Annotated in this window: 18 protein-coding genes; 2 read left to right on the top strand and 16 right to left on the bottom strand. The window is 60.9% G+C overall.

Translation table 11 applies throughout. The features are described 5' to 3' along the window. Position 1: 1 nt before the first annotated feature. The 8 genes from BV82_RS26835 to BV82_RS06680 form a co-directional block, all read right to left on the bottom strand. Positions 2 to 2,869, bottom strand: coding sequence for a phage tail-collar fiber domain-containing protein (locus tag BV82_RS26835; RefSeq protein WP_051636701.1), 2,868 nt, complete (start codon positions 2,867 to 2,869; stop codon positions 2 to 4). Next, the gene (locus BV82_RS06710; protein WP_036994089.1) at positions 2,866 to 3,471 is read right to left on the bottom strand and encodes a phage tail protein I; all 606 of its coding nucleotides are present in this window, start codon (positions 3,469 to 3,471) and stop codon (positions 2,866 to 2,868) included. The genes BV82_RS26835 and BV82_RS06710 overlap by 4 nt, the downstream gene beginning before the upstream one ends. Before the next feature lies 1 nt (position 3,472). Further along, on the bottom strand, positions 3,473 to 4,354 hold the full coding sequence (locus BV82_RS06705; protein ID WP_036994088.1) for a baseplate J/gp47 family protein: 882 nt from the start codon (positions 4,352 to 4,354) through the stop codon (positions 3,473 to 3,475). Beyond that, positions 4,351 to 4,677, bottom strand: a complete 327-nt coding sequence (locus tag BV82_RS06700) for a GPW/gp25 family protein (RefSeq protein WP_010224798.1) — start codon at positions 4,675 to 4,677, stop codon at positions 4,351 to 4,353. The genes BV82_RS06705 and BV82_RS06700 overlap by 4 nt, the downstream gene beginning before the upstream one ends. A gap of 46 nt (positions 4,678 to 4,723) precedes the next feature. Beyond that, positions 4,724 to 5,284, bottom strand: coding sequence for a phage baseplate assembly protein V (locus tag BV82_RS06695; protein WP_036994087.1), 561 nt, complete (start codon positions 5,282 to 5,284; stop codon positions 4,724 to 4,726). Next, positions 5,281 to 5,799 (bottom strand): hypothetical protein, encoded by a 519-nt coding sequence (locus tag BV82_RS06690; RefSeq protein ID WP_010224800.1) that lies wholly within the window; start codon positions 5,797 to 5,799, stop codon positions 5,281 to 5,283. The genes BV82_RS06695 and BV82_RS06690 overlap by 4 nt, the downstream gene beginning before the upstream one ends. Further along, on the bottom strand, positions 5,796 to 6,158 hold the full coding sequence (locus BV82_RS06685; protein ID WP_010224801.1) for a phage holin family protein: 363 nt from the start codon (positions 6,156 to 6,158) through the stop codon (positions 5,796 to 5,798). The genes BV82_RS06690 and BV82_RS06685 overlap by 4 nt, the downstream gene beginning before the upstream one ends. A 479-nt stretch (positions 6,159 to 6,637) precedes the next feature. Then, a complete protein-coding gene (locus BV82_RS06680; RefSeq protein WP_026001408.1) occupies positions 6,638 to 7,381 on the bottom strand; it encodes a LexA family transcriptional regulator in 744 nt (247 codons plus the stop codon). Between the two features lie 160 nt (positions 7,382 to 7,541). On the opposite strand from BV82_RS06680, the gene mutS reads away from it, so the two are divergent. Together mutS and fdxA are read left to right on the top strand one after the other, a co-directional pair. Further along, complete coding sequence (mutS, locus tag BV82_RS06675; RefSeq protein ID WP_036994085.1) at positions 7,542 to 10,109, top strand: DNA mismatch repair protein MutS; 2,568 nt, start codon at positions 7,542 to 7,544, stop codon at positions 10,107 to 10,109. Between the two features lie 140 nt (positions 10,110 to 10,249). After that, positions 10,250 to 10,573, top strand: coding sequence for a ferredoxin FdxA (gene fdxA, locus BV82_RS06670; RefSeq protein ID WP_010224804.1), 324 nt, complete (start codon positions 10,250 to 10,252; stop codon positions 10,571 to 10,573). A gap of 535 nt (positions 10,574 to 11,108) precedes the next feature. Here the strand turns inward: fdxA and rpoS are convergent. The 8 genes from rpoS to BV82_RS06630 form a co-directional block, all read right to left on the bottom strand. Continuing rightward, positions 11,109 to 12,116, bottom strand: coding sequence for an RNA polymerase sigma factor RpoS (gene rpoS / locus BV82_RS06665; RefSeq protein ID WP_010224806.1), 1,008 nt, complete (start codon positions 12,114 to 12,116; stop codon positions 11,109 to 11,111). 106 nt (positions 12,117 to 12,222) lie between these two features. Next, entirely contained in the window at positions 12,223 to 13,122 is a 900-nt protein-coding gene (locus BV82_RS06660; protein WP_036994084.1) for a peptidoglycan DD-metalloendopeptidase family protein, read from the bottom strand. A 179-nt stretch (positions 13,123 to 13,301) separates the two neighbouring features. Next, the gene (locus BV82_RS06655) at positions 13,302 to 13,979 is read right to left on the bottom strand and encodes a protein-L-isoaspartate(D-aspartate) O-methyltransferase (RefSeq protein ID WP_010224809.1); all 678 of its coding nucleotides are present in this window, start codon (positions 13,977 to 13,979) and stop codon (positions 13,302 to 13,304) included. Further along, entirely contained in the window at positions 13,979 to 14,728 is a 750-nt protein-coding gene (gene surE, locus BV82_RS06650) for a 5'/3'-nucleotidase SurE (RefSeq protein WP_010224810.1), read from the bottom strand. The genes BV82_RS06655 and surE overlap by 1 nt, the downstream gene beginning before the upstream one ends. Further along, a complete protein-coding gene (truD, locus tag BV82_RS06645; protein WP_010224811.1) occupies positions 14,716 to 15,774 on the bottom strand; it encodes a tRNA pseudouridine(13) synthase TruD in 1,059 nt (352 codons plus the stop codon). Before truD ends, surE begins: the two co-directional genes overlap by 13 nt. Then, positions 15,771 to 16,244 carry a 2-C-methyl-D-erythritol 2,4-cyclodiphosphate synthase gene (ispF, locus tag BV82_RS06640; RefSeq protein WP_010224812.1) on the bottom strand — a complete coding sequence of 158 codons (474 nt, stop codon included), beginning with the start codon at positions 16,242 to 16,244 and terminating at the stop codon, positions 15,771 to 15,773. Before ispF ends, truD begins: the two co-directional genes overlap by 4 nt. Before the next feature lie 71 nt (positions 16,245 to 16,315). Further along, a complete protein-coding gene (gene fghA, locus BV82_RS06635; protein ID WP_010224813.1) occupies positions 16,316 to 17,170 on the bottom strand; it encodes an S-formylglutathione hydrolase in 855 nt (284 codons plus the stop codon). Between the two features lie 8 nt (positions 17,171 to 17,178). Continuing rightward, positions 17,179 to 18,291, bottom strand: coding sequence for an S-(hydroxymethyl)glutathione dehydrogenase/class III alcohol dehydrogenase (locus BV82_RS06630; RefSeq protein ID WP_036994083.1), 1,113 nt, complete (start codon positions 18,289 to 18,291; stop codon positions 17,179 to 17,181). Positions 18,292 to 18,320: the final 29 nt, after the last annotated feature.

Genomic DNA, 18,320 nt, shown 5'->3' with positions numbered 1-18,320 from the left:
GTTAGTTCCCCCACGCCCAATAATATCCATATCCCGCTCCGCCCAGCGAACCGCCAACGGACCACAAGAAAGCATTTCGGTTAACCACTTGCACCACATGCCCAAAGCTACCGGCATGTCCACCTGTGGTGGCCGCCTCGATAGTGATGTTCATACCGAAAACGTTGTTGGGAAACGGGATGGTGAAATTGCGATAGTCCGAGACACCTTGGGACTCGTAAACGTAACCCCATTGAAAAATGAAGCCCCCAAGCCAGTAGGGAAGTGCAACATAGCCGTTCTGCGTCAAGCTATAAGCTACGCCGAAACGCAGTTTCTTCGGCGTCACAATCAGGGTGTCATCCGTCCCTGCATTCACTTCGGCTTGTGTACCGATGCGCGCAAGGCCGGCCAGCGCTTCCGTGGCCTGTTTCACTGTTCGGGCAACGAACCGAGCCACGCCTGCGACGCTCATCCACTTGAGCGAGGTGGTACCTGCATCGATTTCCGGCTCTGTGGCCTGCATGCCAAAATCTACAACCTCATGCCCGAGCCCAACATCGCCTACCGGCGCTCCGGCAGGCCACCTGCGCACCATGGCACGACCGCCTGCCGCTACGAGGGCAACAGAACTCTTGGTTGGATCATGTCTGACCCATGATGCTCCGTCGTAGTAGGCATTCTGTGCGACCGTCGACTCAGACAGTGACGTCAGAAATGCATAAGGCCCACCGTGAACATCAAGACTTCCCGCCGCCAACGGATTGTGGTTCGGGATAGCGTCGGTAATGCCGTAACCAGCCAGAGTTGAGGAGCGATTGGCTTTAGTGGCCAGTTGATTAAGCATAGTGGTGGCAAAGCTTGGATCATTGTTGAGTGCCGCTGCTAACTCATCAAGCTTATCCAAGGCACCAGGAGCTGACCCCACAAGCTCAGCAATAGCTGAAGTTATTCGCTGCTGGGTTTCAGTTTTGGTGTAAACGTCGGTGATGCCATGCTCTGATACTTTCGAGGGCAACTGCCGCAGATAGCTGAACAGAATATTTGAAGTATCAAGAATTGGAGAATTGGAAGCCCAAACAATCGGATTGGCGCCAGCGGGTGCACGACGAACAGTGACCGCTCCATTGGATGCCACTACGCAAATCGCTGGGGTACTTTCACTATGCCGAATCCAGTCTTTCCCGTTCCAGTAGCAGTTTTGGCAAACTGCCGACTCATACGGTGATGTCAGAAATGCATATGGCCCACCGTGAACATCCAGACTTCCGCCCGGCAGTGGGTTGATAATCGGGATAGCGTCGGTGATCCCGTATCCAGTAAGGGTCGTTGCTCGGTCGGCTTTAGTGGCCAGCTGGTTAAGCATGGTCGTAGCAAAGTTCGGGTCGTTGCCCAAAGCTGCGGCTAGTTCATTGATGGTGTCCAGCGTAGCCGGCGCCGAGTCAACCAATGCAGCTACCAATAGCCGGCAAAAATCCAACGTTGCGATTTGATTACCCGTTGCCTCGGCTGCCGCTGTGGGCGCCTTGGGTATCCCCGTAAAGATTGGCGAATCTACCGGCGCCCGAGTGCTGTCCGTCGGGTGGCGGTGATCCTCCCGCGACTTCTTCGCCGACATACCAGCAACCGCTGCACCATCCATCAACGGTACTACGCTGCCTCGCTCTGCTAACAGTTCCTGCTGTACAAAACCAGTGCTCGCCAATCGTCCATCATTCGATCCAATGGGCAAGGTCGGTAGATTCCTCATCCTGTACACCGTGCCGGTGCCCTGAGCAAACCACTCGGTTGGATGAATGCGGACCAGTTCCAGCTCTGTACATGGGTGCATCGTTAGCGACGGGAGTGAGTTGCTGCCGCCAACCCAAACTTTCTCCCCTTCAGATGGAAATATCTCAACCGGCACTGAGCCCATATTCTGCAGGTTCAGCTTTGCGCCTGGATACAGTTCGGACGCGCGCGGCAAGGTCAAAACCTGATCGGCTGAGTTGCCATAGAAATAGAACATCTTTCCCGCATCAGCAGCGCCGATTTGCCCACTGGTATTTCGAGCGGTAACGCCACTGTATCCAGCGGCAAGATTTTGGAACTGCAAAGCAGTGGAGCCCAGCACAATGGGGCCGTCGGTGACGAGTGTCCATCGAGTGTCCGCAAGCTGAGCCCCTTGCTCCACCATCACCGTAAGACCCGGCGTCACTTCGGCATTGCCGTCTGCATCCTGCGCTCGTACCCATGCCCCTGCACCAGCAATGTAGATACCGTTATCCCTGGCTTGCACCTGGTCCTTGATTAGCACCCGGTCCCCTGCCCGGATTGCAATACCATCCAATACCGGCAACCCACCCAGATCGATTGGACCTGTAGTTGCTACCCGCACACTGTTTTTACTATCCAGCTTGCCGATTTCCTCGGACAGCCGCAGCTCTACAAACTCTCGTGTTGCCAACACTACCGCAGGGTCAACCTTCAAGGTCACGTTAGCCGCACTGGTGACGATGAAATTCATGCGCACGACTTGCGTCTTGCCGGTACCCTGGTTGAGCAGCGGTTTGAAGCTCGGTGCACAGTTGGCCACCGCCACGAGGTCACCATCAGCGTCGTAAAGCCCTATTTCCCGAATCCACCAGCCGCCAACGTCGGGAGGGATGACCTGTTCGGCGATGATGATGTTTGTATTGGCAGGGTCAACCTTGACCTGATTGAGCGGCGCGCGGCGGCGCTCGTTGATCAGTCGGGTCTGGGTTCGGGATGGCGTTGGATCGGTGCCGTTGGCGTCACCAACACCCATTTGCGCAAAAGTCCAAGGCACCCCCAGGGCATCGGCGTTGGCCTGTTTGGCCTCTCCTACTGCTGTGAGAATGGCAAAGAACTGGCTGTTTTGATCAGTCATAAATAAACGTCCAGAGTTTCAATGTGGTGTGTGCGGCCGACCGGGCCGAAGCCGCCCTTGACTTCAATGTCACGAGACGCCGGAGGAAACACGTCAATTTCATCGCCTTCGGACAAGCTCATCGCCAAGCGAAGATGTCCGGTGCTCGCGAGGGTGATCGCCAACCCTGTCAGATGGCGGCTGACCGGCTTGGCGTCATCGATCAGCCGGGTCAGCTCCAGGTACATCTCTTCGGAGATTCCGTTCTCCAGTACCCCGACCTGAAGCGCAAAGGTGCCCGGCACACCTTGCGGTACCGTCTGCCACCACTCCTTCACGTCGATCAGGTAGCCCAGCGGCTCCACCACCCGGCGAAGCGCACCGATGGTCCCTTTGTGCGCATGCACATAGAACGCCGAGCGGATTACCGAGCGCTTGATTGCCTCAGGCCAGGTTTCGTCCCAGCGGTCTACCGACCAGGCCCAGGCCAACTGATGTAACAGGTGCGCCGGGCAGGTGTCGGGGTTGTACAGCGCACGCAGGGGGACTTCGGTGGTTTCAACGCCGGCGGCCTCGATGGCATGTTCGAGATCGGTACTGTTGAGCGGGAGCAGGCTGTCCATGTCAGCTCCCCCGGGTCACGGTGATCCCGTCGCACCAGGCCGCTTGCGCCTGGGTCGGGCGGATGTCGGTCCAGTTGCTTAGGTCGACCCGGCTGACGCCGTTGATATGCAACTGGGCATCCACGCCCGAGCGGGCCACTTCAGCACCCAGACGTCGGCGCGGATTGATCCAGGCTTGCAACCGGCGTTTGCACTCGGCAAGCGTCGCTTCGATTTCCGGACCGCTACCGCTCATGTGCACCACCGCATCAATGCGATAGCGCAGGATTTGCGCACCTTGCACCGTCAAGCGGTCGCCAACCGGGCGCACGTCATCGTCATTGAGCTTGAGCCGCACGGTTTCCAGCAGCTCTGCTGCGGCACTGCCATCGCCTTCGAGCGCCAGTACCGTCACCACGACCTGAGCCGGCGACGGGCTTTCGGCCGTGGCATCAGCCACCTGGCCGGACGCATTGCGGGCATGCAGGATGTAACTGTTGCGCGGGCCCGCGGTGGTCAGCCCTTCATAGACCAGTTGCACCCGCTCACGCAGAGCATCGTCTGCTTCGAGCACCTGCGGCGTTGGCGGCACCGTGTTTGTGTCCCTGGCCTGCACCACCAGCCGCTGCAGTTGCACATTGGCCGCCAGTTGATCCAGGTCGGAACCCTGCGCATAGGCCAGCAACAGCGCCTTGGCGGCGTCGTTGACCCGTGCGCGGTTGAGCAGCTTGCGGTAGGCACCGACTTCCAGCAGTTTGTTCACCGGGTCGCTTTCGACTGCGGCGTCCCAGTTGTCGCCCATATGCAACCGGAAGGTCGCCAGGTCGGTCTGGAAGAGCGCCTCGAAATCGAGGTCTTCCAGCACCTGCGGCGCGGGCAGCGCCGAAAGATCCACACTACTCATGCCGTTACCTCCAAGGTCTGGTTGGCTCCCAGGTACCGTCCGCTCAGCTGCAAAGTGATCTGCCCGCCAACCACACCAGTCACCCTGACCCGCTCAAGCTTCAGACGCGGCTCCCAGCGCCCCAGTGCGCGCGCCACCTCCGCCTGCACCGCGCTTTTCCAGCCTTCATTGACCGGCAAATCGACGAAGCGGCGCAGCTTGCTGCCGTACTCCGGGCGCATGCGCCGGCTGCCGAGCGGTGTGCTGAGGATGTCCTCGATGGATTGGCGCAAATGTGCAATGCCGGATAACGGCTGGCCGCTCCGGCGATCCATGCCGATCATTGATGTTCTCCAGGCGTAAAAAAGCCCGCAGTGGGCGGGCTGGTTTTCAGTGTTTGTGATTGGCGGTGTTGCCGCCGGTGTCGATGATCTTGCCGCCGCCGAGGATGTCACCGGTTACCCGTAGGGGCCCGCTGATCTGCACCTCACCGGTCAGGCTGATGCTCGCGGCATTCGCAGTGATGGCCTGGTCGGTCACCACTGCCGAACTGCTGCCAACCTTGATGCTGACGGTACCGCTGGGCAACTCGATGCTGTAACTGCGGGCCTGCCAGTCGTAGACCAGCGAGCCACCATCGTCGAAGCGCCAGACCTCGACATGCTCGCGGTTGTCCGGCTGATCGCCGGCATTGCCGTACAGGCCCGGCACAAAAGTACCTTGCGCCGGCTCGCCACTCGGGCTGATCAGCACCCCCTGTTCGTTGAGGCTGGGCGCACGCCAGTGGCGGGCCTTGCCGGCGGCCTGGCTGTGCCAGCGCAACCAGGCGCTGGTCCAACCGGCGCCGTCGGACACCCGCACTCGGGCGGCGGCAAGGTCAACGGCCACCACTCGACAGGGAATCACCAGACCGGCGAGCATACGGTCGTGCATGGCGCTGGCGTAGCTCATGGCATGTCCTCCGGCGATTGGTAATCCGCCTCAAAGCCCGGGCCGGTGTCGGGGCTGAAGGCAAAGGCCAGCGGGCCTGGTTCATTGGGCCATGGCCACTGCTCAGCCCCCAGGTACAGGACCTGCTCCCACTGCACCAGCCAACTAATCGGTGAAGGCGAGCCTGCTGGGGGTTGAACCACCGAAGCCAGGACATTTTTCGCGGCTTCGACAAAGTTCATTTGCCAGTACTGCTGGCGCAACAAAACCGTCAGTTGCGTTGCCAAAGTCGCCACCTGCAATGGCGCCTGCGCAACACTGGCATCGACCAGGATGCGCGCTTCGAAGGTTGCCAGGAGGCAACAGCGGCCATCGCCCGGATCAGCTCCGGGCTTGAGATTGGTCATGGCGTGGTACAGCGCCGGCAGCGCTGGGTTCTGATCCGCTGCGGTATAGGCGGCAACGGTTTCAAGCTGAGGCATGGCGGCCGTGATGGTCGCGGTGATGGCCTCGTGTAACGTCTGTAACTCGCTCACTGTCGGTCCTCCCGCTCACAATCGCCCGCCTGCCCCACTGCCGGTTGCTCCAGGCCCAAGCGCTTGGCCGCCCATCGCTCATACAGGCCTATGGCGACATCAGCACCGGCCATCGCCGTCAGGCAGCCAAAAGCACTGGCCGTCCAGATTGACAACCCGCTGGCATACAGCAGCATCACGGTCGAAACACCACAGACCATGCAGGCTCCCGAGCGCAATACCAACCGCCGAAACAATGCCCAGCCATGCGCACCGGCCTTGTCGGCACGCCACATCTCACCGGACACTCCGCCCAGCAACGCCAGGACGACCACCAACCAGATCGGCATTTCCAGCAACGTCTGTTGTTCGTTTGTCACTGTCCTGTCTCCTTTTTGTTATCCCACATAGCCCCGAGGACCCGCAGGGTTGTTCTGATGTTCAAGCGCCGATCACTCGGCATTCCAAAAAGCCCGGCCTCCCCAGGCTTTTCAGTAATGCGTTGTCGAACCGCCCGCCACGACTGGTGCGCTGGGCGACTCCGCTTCAAATTGTTCCTCCGGCCGCGGCCACCTGCCCGCCGGATAACTGCTTCTGGTGCTTTACGCTGCACACCTGGGCCAGTTGCCAACCCTCTGAACAGTTCAGGCCTGTTCATCGCTGCCTTTGTCACTACCGGTGTCGACCGGCTTGAGACAAATATTATGCATTGATGCATATGCAGTCAATGCATTTGTGGAAATATTTATGCATAGGAAAATGCACCTACGCATGTAAGCCTTGATCTGCCTGGGTTGGTGAGGTTTTCTGAAGGCGAAAAAAAACCCGCCGAAGCGGGTTTTCAGAAGGCACGGACTACTCAGCGCGCGTACATGCCCCACCAGAACACATGGCCGAGGATGCTGATCTGTTCTTCCTGCATCTGCTGGAAGCTGTAGTCTTCATCCGGGTGTTCGTCGCGGTTGAAGCTGCGCAGGCGAATGCCGGTAGGCAGGCGATAGAGCTGCTTAACCCGCAGCTGGCCATTGTGGTTGATGGCGTACAGGTCACCGTCGACGATGTCGCCAATGCCGCTCTTGCCGGCGTTGACGCCGACCGTGGCACCGTCACGCAGTACCGGCAACATGCTATTGCCGCGTACCGTCACGCACTTGGCCTGGTCGAACTGCACGCCATTGTGGCGCAGGCTGCGCTTGCCAAAACGCAGGCTGGCCTTCTCGCTTTCTTCGATGACGAATCTTCCTGATCCTGCTGCCAACTCGACCTCGCGAAGAAACGGAATGGACACCTCGTCGTCCTCGACGGGGGTGTCGTCATCCCACAGGCTGATGTCGCGCAACTCGGCGTGGCTGCGCGCGGGCGCGGCTTCGCGGCTTTCACCGAGCTCGACGCGACCGCGTAGCTGATCAGTGCTGACGCCGAAATATTCAGCAATCTTCGACACATGCTTATCGGACGGATCGACGATCTTCTCGCTGAGAATGCGCGACAGGGTGGATTGCGGCACGCCGGTACGCCGGTGCAGCTCCGTGGGGGAGAGACCGTGGCGATCGAGCAGTGCTCTGAGGACGGATGCTACGTTGCGTTTTTGCATAAAATGCATAATGCCGGGGACTTAAATAGAATGCAAACACCGTTATGCATGGATATGCACGGACAAATGGTCGCGCCCGCCCGTTTGCCCTCGGCAGCCCAGGCAAAATCCCTGTACCATTGCCCGCTTGCCTTTGGTCTACAACGACACTGCGAGCCAAGTTTTTGCAATGAGCGATCTTTCCGCACACACCCCGATGATGCAGCAGTACTGGAAGCTGAAAAACCAGCACCCGGACCAGCTGATGTTCTACCGCATGGGCGATTTCTACGAGATCTTCTACGAAGACGCGAAGAAGGCCGCCAAACTCCTGGACATCACCCTGACCGCCCGCGGCCAGTCGGCGGGCCAGTCGATCCCCATGTGCGGTATCCCCTTCCATGCGGCCGAGGGCTACCTGGCCAAGCTGGTGAAGCTGGGCGAGTCGGTGGTGATCTGCGAGCAGATCGGCGACCCGGCCACCAGCAAGGGCCCGGTGGAGCGCCAGGTGGTGCGGATCATCACCCCCGGCACAGTCAGTGACGAAGCCCTGCTCGACGAGCGTCGCGACAACCTGATCGCCGCCGTGCTGGGTGACGAGCGCCTGTTCGGCCTGGCCGTGCTGGACATTACCAGCGGCAACTTCAGCGTGCTCGAGATCAAGGGCTGGGAAAACCTGCTGGCTGAGCTCGAACGCATCAACCCGGTCGAGTTGCTGATCCCCGATGATTGGCCCCAGGGCCTGCCAGCGGAAAAACGTCGCGGCGCGCGCCGTCGTGCGCCCTGGGATTTCGATCGCGATTCGGCACGCAAAAGCCTTTGCCAACAGTTCGCCACCCAGGACCTCAAGGGTTTTGGCTGCGAGAAACTGACCCTGGCCATCGGCGCCGCCGGCTGCCTGCTCGGCTACGCCAAGGAAACCCAGCGCACCGCCCTGCCGCACCTGCGCAGCCTCAAGCATGAACGCCTGGACGATACCGTGGTGCTCGACGGCGCCAGCCGGCGCAACCTCGAGCTGGATGTGAACCTGGCCGGTGGCCGCGACAACACCCTGCAGTCGGTGATCGACCGCTGCCAGACCGCCATGGGCAGCCGTTTGCTGACCCGCTGGCTGAACCGCCCGTTGCGCGACCTGAAAGTGCTGCAGGCGCGTCAGGGCTCGATTCGTTGCCTGCTCGACGGCTATCGCTTCGAGAAGCTGCAACCGCAGCTCAAGGAAATCGGCGACATCGAGCGTATCCTCGCCCGCATAGGCCTGCGCAATGCCCGTCCACGGGACCTGGCGCGCCTGCGCGATGCCCTCGGCGCCCTGCCCGAGCTGCAGAGCGCCATGGCCGAGCTTGAGGCGCCCCACCTGGCGCGCCTGGCAGCCATCGCCGGCACCTACCCGGAGCTGGCCGACCTGCTGGCAAAAGCCATCATCGACAACCCGCCGGCGGTCATCCGCGACGGCGGCGTGCTCAAGACCGGCTACGACAGCGAGCTGGACGAACTGCTGGCCATGAGCGAGAACGCCGGGCAGTTCCTGATCGACCTGGAAGCGCGTGAAAAAGCCCGCACGGGCCTGGCCAACCTCAAGGTCGGCTACAACCGCGTGCACGGCTATTTCATCGAGCTGCCGAGCAAACAGGCCGAGCAGGCGCCAGCCGACTATATCCGCCGCCAGACCCTCAAGGGCGCGGAGCGCTTCATCACTCCAGAGCTGAAAACCTTCGAAGACAAGGCATTGTCGGCCAAAAGTCGCGCGCTTGCCCGCGAGAAGATGCTCTACGACGCGCTGCTGGAAAACCTGATCGGCCACCTGGCCCCCTTGCAGGACACCGCTGCAGCCCTGGCCGAGCTCGACGTACTGAGCAACCTTGCCGAGCGCGCGCTGAACCTGGACCTGAACTGCCCAAGCTTCGTCGACGAGCCGTGCATGCGCATCAGCCAAGGTCGTCACCCGGTGGTCGAGCAAGTGCTGACCACGCCGTTCGTGGCCAACGACCTGGCGCTGGATGACAACACCCGGATGCTGGTGATCACCGGCCCGAACATGGGCGGTAAATCCACCTACATGCGCCAGACCGCGCTGATCGTGCTGATGGCGCATATCGGCAGCTTCGTCCCGGCCGCGGCCTGCGAGCTGTCGCTGGTCGACCGCATCTTCACCCGCATCGGCTCCAGCGACGACTTGGCCGGTGGCCGTTCGACCTTCATGGTCGAGATGAGCGAAACCGCCAACATCCTGCACAACGCCACCGAGCGCAGCCTGGTGCTGATGGACGAAGTCGGCCGCGGCACCAGTACCTTCGATGGCCTGTCGCTGGCCTGGGCCGCCGCCGAGCGCCTGGCGCAGCTGCGTGCCTATACCCTGTTCGCCACCCACTACTTCGAGCTGACGGTACTGCCGGAGAGCGAACCGCTGGTGGCCAACGTGCACCTGAATGCCACCGAGCACAACGATCGCATCGTGTTCCTGCACCACGTGCTGCCAGGCCCTGCCAGCCAGAGCTACGGCCTGGCCGTGGCGCAGCTTGCCGGTGTACCGTCGCCGGTGATCCAGCGTGCTCGCGAACATCTCGGCCGGCTGGAAACCGCCAGCCTGCCCCACGAAACACCCGCCTTGCAGCAAGGTGCGCCAGCCGTTCCGCACCAGAGCGACCTGTTTGCCAGCCTCCCGCATCCGGCCATCGAGAAGCTCGGAAAGCTGGACCTGGACAACATGACGCCGCGTCATGCTATCGAAATGCTCTATACACTGAAGACTCTGTTATAACGCGCGCCCGCACAAGCTGATAGAATCCCGCGCGGTTTGGTGGCGCTGCAGGTTACTAGCCTGGCCTGCAGCCGAACAACCAAACCGAGCGGCCCTGTCTGGAAGGGCACCGCTGCCGTCGCCTGAGGAGAGAATTAGAAATGACCTTCGTCGTCACCGACAACTGCATCAAGTGCAAGTACACCGACTGCGTAGAAGTCTGTCCGGTGGACTGCTTCTACGAAGGCCCGAACTTCCTGGTCATTCACCCGGACGAGTGCATCGACTGTGCACTGTGCGAGCCTGAATGCCCCGCCGTCGCCATTTTCTCGGAAGACGAAGTGCCTGCGGGCATGGAAAACTTCATCGAGCTCAATGCTGAACTGGCGGAAATCTGGCCGAACATCACTGAAAAGAAAGATTCGTTGCCAGATGCCGCAGAGTGGGATGGCAAGCCAGGCAAGATCGCCGATCTGGAGCGCTAAGCGCAAGGATCAACAAAAAAGGCCCTTCAAGGGCCTTTTTTCATGTTTGTTGCGGGCAAAAAAAAGGGGCGGTTTAACCCGCCCACATTTTTTCCGTAGTCCCTTTGTTCCCTTTCATCATCCTGATGAATCGCATCCTGCGATGTCCTTGGCCCTCATCCTTGAAAGCCTGTGTCAGTCCGTAGACACAGGACAAATACTAACGCGTCCAAGATTTACGACAACCGCATAAAGCTCTCAAAAAGCTGCGGTAACCATACTGTCACAAACAAAATAGTCGTTATATATCAATAGCTTAAACAAAAGCGCACACTGAAAACGACAACGATTTACTACAGCGTACAGCTATGGCTTACATCACGGGTAAGCGATGACTTACACGAACTAGAACAGTACCAACATCGCCGTCGGACCTCGTCCAAACCCTGATGTTTCAAGAACGTCATCGGGAAACCATTCTCAGGTATTCCGCTTGAGCCAGATGCAAAAACGCCCCGAAAGGTCGGGGCGTTCTTCACTGCGATATCGCGGCTTTTTACTGGAAAAGCGACTCGCTGGACAACCCATTCTTCTCGAGGATCTCACGCAGGCGCTTGAGCCCTTCTACCTGAATCTGCCGTACGCGCTCCCGCGTCAGACCAATCTCCAGGCCAACATCCTCCAGCGTGCTGCTTTCGTGACCGCGCAGGCCGAAGCGGCGAATGACCACCTCACGCTGCTTGTCGGTCAGCTCGCTCAGCCACTGGTCGATGCTCTGGGACAGATCGTCATCCTGAAGCAGTTCGCACGGATCGGTTGGACGGTCGTCGGTGAGGGTATCGAGCAGGGTCTTGTCCGAATCAGGCCCCAGGGATACGTCCACCGACGAGACCCGTTCGTTGAGCCCAAGCATGCGCTTGACCTCACCGACCGGTTTTTCCAGCAGGCTGGCAATTTCTTCCGGGGACGGTTCGTGATCGAGCTTCTGGGTCAGTTCGCGGGCGGCGCGCAGGTAGACGTTGAGCTCCTTGACCACATGAATGGGCAAGCGAATGGTACGGGTCTGGTTCATGATCGCCCGTTCAATGGTCTGCCGGATCCACCAGGTGGCGTAGGTAGAAAAGCGGAAACCACGTTCCGGATCGAACTTCTCGACCGCACGGATCAGGCCGAGGTTGCCCTCCTCGATCAGGTCGAGCAGCGAAAGCCCCCGGTTGACATAACGCCGGGCGATTTTTACCACCAGGCGCAGGTTGCTTTCGATCATGCGCTTGCGCCCGGCCGGGTCGCCACGTTGCGACAGGCGCGCAAAGTGCACTTCTTCTTCCGGCGAGAGCAGTGGTGAAAAACCGATTTCGTTGAGGTAAAGCTGGGTCGCATCAAGTGCCCGAGTGTAGTCGATGTACTTGTGCTGTTTGAGCGTAGAGCTCTGTTTAGCCTTGGTCCGAACCGTAGGTACAGCAGGTTCGTCTGACATCACATCCGTTTCCAAAACAATGCCGGTCTCCATCAGGAGAACCTCATCGTCGATGTCAAACTCCGGCACTTCTTTACTGAGAGCCATTGTTATAGTCCTTTGCTGAGTTCGAACTCAGACTCAAGCGACGCCTTAATCCTTGGCAGCGCTGGAGCCCGTCCCCTCTACGCGAGGAACAGGCTGGGCCTAGCAATCAACGACGTGGCAGGAATTGCAGTGGATCGACAGGTTTGCCCTGGCGGCGAATTTCAAAATGAAGCTTCACCCGGTCTGTACCCGTGGACCCCATTTCGGCAATTGTCTGCCCTACCTTGACCTGCTGTCCCTCCCGAACCAAAAGCCTGCGGTTGTGGCCGTAGGCACTGACGTAGGTATCGTTGTGCTTGATGATTACCAACTCGCCGTAGCCCCGCAAGCCACTCCCGGCGTAGACAACCGAACCATCAGATGCAGCAAAAACAGGCTGTCCCAAATCACCGGCGATATCAACGCCTTTATTCAAACTACCGTTTGAAGCAAATTTCCCAATCAATACACCGTTGGCCGGCCAGGCCCAACCGGCCGTCGAGCGCCCTGCAGGAGGGACTTGCGCAGGCGCAGTGGTAGCCACCACCGGAGCAACGGACGGGGTGGTTGGCGTGGTTGCAGGCGTTGTGGTGGCAGGGGCCGCTATCGGCTTGCCAGTGCTATCGAGCGGTCGCTTGATGATAGTGGTCTTGATTGAGGACGACGGCGTGCTGGCAACCACCGTGCTGCCCGCTACCGGCGCCGGGCCACTGGAGCGGCCGTCGAAACGGATCGCCTGTCCCGGGCGAATGGTGTAGGGCGGGGTGATGCCATTGCGTGCAGCCAGGGCCTTGTAGTCCCAACCATAGCGAAAGGCAATGGAGAACAGGGTGTCGCCGGGACGCACCACGTACTGGCCGGTGGTGACCACAGGGCGCTTAGGGGCAGCGTTGTTGCGATCGACCACCCGGACACTGTTGGAAGACGTGCTGGAGCACCCCGTCACCAGCGTACCCACGGCCAGTGCAATCAGCAGAAGCTTGAAGCGTGATGGATCCCTGCGCTGCCGAATGATTGTGTGACCCACCCGCCGCTCCCTCTAATGGTGACCGATGAAAAAAATGCAATATTGTTGCAATTATACCCGAGCGCACCGCCATGCGGACGTCAGGCAATTGCCAAAGGTGATCTGCAACAGACTATGGTAGCCCGCCAGATAGACAGGGCAATGCCGCCGAAATTCGCCCAGGCGAAAAAAAAGCCCGGTCAGGCCAGTGGCCCGGTGAGCAACGGCACAAAACGCACGGCTCCCAGTACCCGCCGCGAGAAGCCGTGCTCTTCGCGCACGATCAGCATCAAGTGCTGGGTTTCGCCGGCCGGCCCCACTGGAATGACCATGCGCCCGCCCGGGGCGAGCTGGTCGAGCAAGGCCTGTGGCACTTCTGGCGCCACGGCAGTAACGATGATGCCATTGTACGGTGCCAGCGCCGGCCAGCCTTCGCAGCCATCGCCCCAACGAAACACCACGTTGCGCAGGTTCAGCTCGATCAGGCGCTCCTTGGCGCGATCCTGCAACACCTTGATGCGCTCAACGGAAAACACCCGCTCGACCAGTTGCGCCAGTATCGCGGTCTGGTATCCCGAGCCGGTACCGATCTCCAGCACCTTGTCGAGCGGGCCGGCTTCGAGCAGCAGCTCGCTCATGTGCGCAACCATGAACGGCTGCGAAATGGTCTGGTTGTTGCCGATCGGCAGGGCCGTGTCTTCGTAGGCGCGGTGGGCCAGGGCCTCATCGACAAACAAGTGCCGCGGCGTACGGCGCAGCACGTCGATCACCTTGGGGTTGGATACCCCCTCCTCGATCAGGCGCTTGATCAGCCGTTCACGGGTTCGCTCAGAGGTAAAACCGATACCATGGCGCATCAGATCATCCTGTTCGCGCATCAGAGTAGCCCCTCCAGCCAGCCATCGAGGCGCTCGAAGGCATCGTTGAAGGTCCGGTCAAGCTGCAGCGGCGTGATCGAGACATAGCCCTGCATCACCGCATGAAAATCCGTACCCGGGCCACCGTCTTCGGCATCACCGGCCACGGCGATCCAGTAACCTTCCTTGCCCCGCGGGTTGACCACCTTGGTCGGCGCCGCCGCGCGAGCGCGATGGCCCAGGCGGGTCAACTGGATACCACGGATGTGCTCCAGCGGCAGGTTGGGGATGTTGACGTTGAGCACCGTACGCGGCGGCAGTTCGAGACTGGCGTGGGCCTCAACCAGTTTACGCGCGAAATAGGCGGCTGTCGGCAGGTTGTCGGGCAAGCGCGAGAGCAACGAGAAGGCAAACGAGGTACCACCCAGAAAGCGCCCTTCCAGCGCCGCAGCCACCGTGCCGGAATACAGCACATCATCGCCCAGGTTGGCGCCCAGGTTGATACCTGAAACCACCATGTCCGGGGTGTGCTCCAGCAGGCCATTGAGCCCCAGGTGGACGCAATCGGTCGGCGTGCCGTTGAGGCTGATAAAACCATTGGCCAGGGTTTGCGGGCACAACGGCCGGTCGAGCGTCAGCGAACTGCTGGCGCCGCTTTTGTCCTGGTCCGGGGCGATCACCACACATTCGGCATAATCCGCCAGCGCAGCATGCAGCGCGGCGAGACCGGGTGCGGTAACCCCGTCGTCGTTCGAAATCAGAATACGCATGGGCTGTCCGTCTGCCCTGCCGGCACCAGATCAACAAGCTCGCGCACCACCACGGTGGCGAAGCATCCGGCCGGAAGGACGAATTCCAGTTGCAGGATATCAGGCTCAGGATAATGCCACGTCAGCCCGCTAATGGGCAGTCGCAGAATGCGTCGTTCGTGACTCATGCCCGCCCGAGCCAGCCATTGGCACAAGGCAGCGTGCTGTTCACCGATGCGTTGCTCGAGCGCGCCGGCCGCTCCCGTGGCGCCCGACTGCCCTTCGCCCCATAGCGGGCCAGTGGGGTGCAGATCGAGAATGGCCAGGCGCGGATCGGAACATTCGGCCTCGCCTGCCGGAAAAAAGCTGCGGCTGTCGGTAAACGCCAGCAGATCACCGACCTGCGCCTGCTGCCAGCTGCCGTCGGCGACGCGCTGGGCCAGCACCTGGTTGAACAGGTAGCTGCGGGCGCTGGAGAGCAGCCGCGAGCGGACGTTGCGCTGCTCCGGCAACGCCTGGCGACTGGCCCAGTCGCGGGCATCGTGAACATTGCCGCCGCCGTGACCGAAACGCTGGGTGCCGAAATAGTTCGGCACGCCCTGGCTGCGGATCTGCTCAAGCCGCGCATCCAGCGCCGCGCGCTCGGCCTTAAGGCCCGTCAGGCGCAAGGTAAAACCATTGGCCGAATGCGCGCCCCGCTGCAGTTTGCGCGAGTGACGGGTTTGCTTGAGGATGCTCAGGGTTTCGTTTTCAGCGGCGCTCAGGTCCGGGTCGGCCTTGCCCGGCAAATGCAGGCTGAACCATTGGCGGGTCAGGGCCTGACGGTCCTTGAGGCCGGCATAGCTGATGCTGCGTACCGGCACACCCGCGGCGCGGGCCAGACGGCGGGCAGCCTCTTCGGTGTTGAGGTCGCGTTTTTCGACCCACAGCCACAAGTGCTCACCGGCCCCGCTCAGGGGAATGTCGAGCACTTCATCGACCTGGAAGTCTTCGGCGGTGGCCTTGAGAATCGCGCTGCCCAGCGCTTCGCCCGCGGCACGCGGGCCCAGCAGTTCGAGTTCGGTCATGCCGGCAGCAACAGCGCAACGGCGTGAACGGCAATGCCTTCCTCACGCCCGGTGAAGCCGAGCTTTTCGGTGGTGGTGGCCTTGACGTTGACCTGGTCCAGCTCGACCTGCAGGTCCTGGGCGATCAACTGGCGCATGGTGTCGATATGCGGGGCCATCTTCGGCGCCTGGGCAACGATGGTGGCGTCGATATTGCCGACCTTCCAGCCCTTGGCCTGGACGATCTTGACGATATGGCGCAACAACACGCGGCTGTCTACACCCTTGAACTGCGGATCGGTGTCGGGGAAGTGCCTGCCGATATCGCCCAGCGCCGCAGCGCCCAGCAGGGCATCGCTCAGGGCATGCAGCAGGACGTCGCCATCGGAATGGGCCAGCAGCCCGAACTTGTGCGCAATGCGCACCCCACCCAAGGTGATGAAATCGCCTTCCGCGAAACGGTGCACATCGTAGCCGTGGCCAATACGCATAAAAAAACGCCCTGATTGAGTCAGGGCGTGATTCTACCTGCTTTGCCGGTGCTTGGGCTTGATTTGTAGGATCAGTTACCCGCACCGATCAGCGCTGCGGCATGATGACGCAAGTGGTCATCGATGAAGCTGGCGATGAAGTAGTAGCTGTGGTCATACCCCGGCTGCAGCCGCAACGTCAGCGGATGGCCCGCTGCCTTGGCCGCCTGCTCGAGCACCTGCGGCTTGAGCTGGTTGTCGAGAAAATCATCGCGATCGCCCTGGTCGACCAGCAACGGCAAGCGCTCGCTGCCCTGGGCAAGCAACACGCTGGCATCCCACTCGCGCCAGCGGGAGCGGTCTTCACCCAGGTAGCGGCTAAAAGCCTTCTGCCCCCAGGGGCAATCCATCGGGTTGCTGATCGGCGCGAATGCCGACACTGAACGATAGCGGCCGGGGTTACGCAAGGCACACACCAGCGCACCATGGCCGCCCATGGAGTGACCACTGATACCGCGCTGCGCGGACGCGGGGAAATGCGCCTCGACCAAAGCCGGCAACTCCTCAACCACATAGTCGTGCATGCGGTAGTGCTGCGCCCACGGCTGTTCGGTAGCGTTGAGGTAGAAACCGGCACCCAGGCCAAAGTCCCAGGCACCCTCCGGATCGCCCGGAACCTGCGGGCCACGCGGGCTGGTGTCGGGGGCGACGATGATCAGCCCCAGTTCGGCCGCCAGCTTGTGGGCGCCGGCCTTTTGCATGAAGTTCTCATCGGTGCAGGTCAGGCCGCTCAGCCAGTACAGCACCGGCAGCTTGCCGCCCTGCTCGGCCTGCGGCGGCAGGTAGACGGCAAACACCATGTCGCAGCCGAGCACCTGGGAGCGATGACGGTAGCGTTTATGCCAGCCACCAAAGCTCTTCTGACAGGAGATGTTTTCCAGGCTCATGGCAGACCTCAGAAGTGGATGACGCTGCGAATGCTCTTGCCTTCATGCATCAGGTCGAATGCCTTGTTGATGTCTTCCAGGCCCATGGTGTGGGTGATGAACGTATCCAGCGGGATTTCGCCTTTTTCCGCCATTTCCACGTAGCTTGGCAGCTCGCTGCGGCCACGTACGCCACCGAAGGCAGAACCGCGCCAGACCCGGCCGGTAACCAGCTGGAACGGACGAGTGGAGATTTCCTGGCCAGCACCGGCAACGCCGATGATCACCGATTCACCCCAGCCTTTGTGACAGCATTCCAGCGCCGCGCGCATCAGTTGCACGTTACCCACGCACTCGAAGGAGAAGTCCACACCGCCGTCGGTGAGGTCGACAATCACCTCCTGGATCGGACGGTCGTAGTCTTTCGGGTTGACGCAGTCGGTAGCGCCGAGCTGTTTGGCGATCTCGAATTTGCCCGGGTTGATGTCCACGGCAATGATTCGCGCGGCCTTGGCCTTGACCGCACCGATGATCGCCGACAGGCCGATGCCGCCCAGGCCGAAGATGGCCACGGTGTCACCCGGCTTGACCTTGGCGGTGTTGAGCACTGCACCGATACCGGTGGTCACGCCGCAACCGAGCAGGCAGACCTTCTCCAGCGGTGCCTCCTTCTGGATCTTGGCCACGGAGATTTCCGGCAGCACGGTGTACTCGGAAAAGGTCGAGGTGCCCATGTAGTGGAACAGTTGCCGGCCCTTGTAGGAGAAACGCGTAGTGCCGTCGGGCATCAGGCCCTTGCCCTGAGTGGCGCGGATGGCCTGGCACAGGTTGGTCTTGCCGGAGCGGCAGAATTTGCACTGGCCGCACTCGGGGGTGTACAGCGGGATCACATGATCGCCAACGGCAACCGAGGTCACGCCCTCACCGATGGCCTCGACGATGGCACCGCCTTCATGGCCGAGGATCGACGGGAAGATGCCTTCCGGGTCGGCACCCGACAGGGTGTAGGCATCGGTATGGCAGACGCCGCTGGCAACCACACGCAGCAGCACTTCGCCGGCCTTGGGCATGGCCACGTCGACTTCGACGATCTCCAGCGGTTTCTTGGCCTCGAAGGCAACGGCGGCACGGGACTTGATCATCAATCTTCTCCAGCAAAGGGTCAGTTCAA

It is taken from the genome of Pseudomonas donghuensis (assembly GCF_000696345.2).
In the GTDB taxonomy this organism is placed as follows: domain Bacteria; phylum Pseudomonadota; class Gammaproteobacteria; order Pseudomonadales; family Pseudomonadaceae; genus Aquipseudomonas; species Aquipseudomonas donghuensis.
Note: the sequence above shows the minus strand (reverse complement) of the source record. Positions and strands in the feature narration are given on the sequence as shown.

Excerpts from the sequence above, each read along its gene's own strand:
- BV82_RS26835 (WP_051636701.1), bottom strand. The coding sequence starts at position 2,869 with ATGACTGATCAAAACAGCCAGTTCTTTGCCATTCTCACAGCAGTAGGA.
- BV82_RS06710 (WP_036994089.1), bottom strand. The coding sequence starts at position 3,471 with ATGGACAGCCTGCTCCCGCTCAACAGTACCGATCTCGAACATGCCATC.
- BV82_RS06705 (WP_036994088.1), bottom strand. The coding sequence starts at position 4,354 with ATGAGTAGTGTGGATCTTTCGGCGCTGCCCGCGCCGCAGGTGCTGGAA.
- BV82_RS06700 (WP_010224798.1), bottom strand. The coding sequence starts at position 4,677 with ATGATCGGCATGGATCGCCGGAGCGGCCAGCCGTTATCCGGCATTGCA.
- BV82_RS06695 (WP_036994087.1), bottom strand. The coding sequence starts at position 5,284 with ATGAGCTACGCCAGCGCCATGCACGACCGTATGCTCGCCGGTCTGGTG.
- BV82_RS06680 (WP_026001408.1), bottom strand. The coding sequence starts at position 7,381 with ATGCATTTTATGCAAAAACGCAACGTAGCATCCGTCCTCAGAGCACTG.
- mutS (WP_036994085.1), top strand. The coding sequence starts at position 7,542 with ATGAGCGATCTTTCCGCACACACCCCGATGATGCAGCAGTACTGGAAG.
- fdxA (WP_010224804.1), top strand. The coding sequence starts at position 10,250 with ATGACCTTCGTCGTCACCGACAACTGCATCAAGTGCAAGTACACCGAC.
- rpoS (WP_010224806.1), bottom strand. The coding sequence starts at position 12,116 with ATGGCTCTCAGTAAAGAAGTGCCGGAGTTTGACATCGACGATGAGGTT.
- BV82_RS06655 (WP_010224809.1), bottom strand. The coding sequence starts at position 13,979 with ATGCGCGAACAGGATGATCTGATGCGCCATGGTATCGGTTTTACCTCT.
- surE (WP_010224810.1), bottom strand. The coding sequence starts at position 14,728 with ATGCGTATTCTGATTTCGAACGACGACGGGGTTACCGCACCCGGTCTC.
- truD (WP_010224811.1), bottom strand. The coding sequence starts at position 15,774 with ATGACCGAACTCGAACTGCTGGGCCCGCGTGCCGCGGGCGAAGCGCTG.
- ispF (WP_010224812.1), bottom strand. The coding sequence starts at position 16,244 with ATGCGTATTGGCCACGGCTACGATGTGCACCGTTTCGCGGAAGGCGAT.
- fghA (WP_010224813.1), bottom strand. The coding sequence starts at position 17,170 with ATGAGCCTGGAAAACATCTCCTGTCAGAAGAGCTTTGGTGGCTGGCAT.
- BV82_RS06630 (WP_036994083.1), bottom strand. The coding sequence starts at position 18,291 with ATGATCAAGTCCCGTGCCGCCGTTGCCTTCGAGGCCAAGAAACCGCTG.